At 67.7% G+C, this 902-nt stretch carries 1 protein-coding gene; it reads left to right on the top strand.

Annotated features, from left to right (window positions below; all coding sequences use genetic code 11):
- The coding region (locus IL992_RS45565) for an ABC transporter substrate-binding protein (protein ID WP_193209506.1) at positions 1 to 902 on the top strand (902 nt) is incomplete at both ends.

Below are 902 nucleotides of genomic sequence, written 5' to 3'. Positions count from 1 at the left end.
GCCGCGCAGGCGAGCGCGCCGGCCGCCGCCCCCGCGGCCGCGGCCACGGGCGGCAACGACGCCCCCGGCGAGAAGGTCGTCATCGGCTTCTCGGCCCCGGCGGCCGACCACGGCTGGATCGCCGCGATCAGCAAGAACGCGGCGGACGCGGCCAAGCAGTTCTCCGATGTGGAGTTCAAGGCGGTCGAGCCGACCAACGACATCAACCAGCAGATCTCGGCGGTGGAGTCGCTGATCCAGGCCAAGGTCAACGCGCTGGTGATCCTGCCGAACGACGGTCAGCAGCTCAACCAGGTCGCCCGGCAGGCCATGGACGCCGGTATCCCGGTGATCAACCTGGACCGTGTGTTCCCGGACAAGCTGTCGTACCGGACGTGGCTGGGCGGCGACAACTACGGCATGGGTGTGGCCGCGGGTCACTTCATCGGCAAGACGCTGAAGGACAAGGGCGTGTCCGACCCGGTGATCCTGGAGATTCAGGGCATCGCGACGCTGCCGCTGACCCAGGACCGCAGCAAGGGCTTCGCCGACGCCCTGAAGACCTACGGTTTCAAGGTGACGGCGCAGCAGGACGCCAAATTCACGGTGGAGTCGGGCACGCAGGTGGCCAGCAACCTGCTGCAGGCGCACAAGAAGATCGACGCGATCTGGAACCACGACGACGACCAGGGCATCGGTGTGCTGGCCGCGATCAAGGAGGCCGGTCGCGACGAGTTCTTCATGGTCGGCGGCGCCGGTTCGGCCAACGCGATGCGTGACATCCAGGCCGACAACGGTGTGCTGAAGGCCACGGTCACCTACAGCCCGACGATGGCCGGCTCGGCGATCAAGCTGGCGCGGCTGATCGCCCAGGGCAAGGGCATGAGCGACCTGCTGGAGCAGGAGGTGCCGCAGTCGATCAC

Source organism: Microbispora sitophila, assembly GCF_014892245.1.
GTDB classification, from domain to species: domain Bacteria; phylum Actinomycetota; class Actinomycetes; order Streptosporangiales; family Streptosporangiaceae; genus Microbispora; species Microbispora siamensis.
Note: the sequence above shows the minus strand (reverse complement) of the source record. Positions and strands in the feature narration are given on the sequence as shown.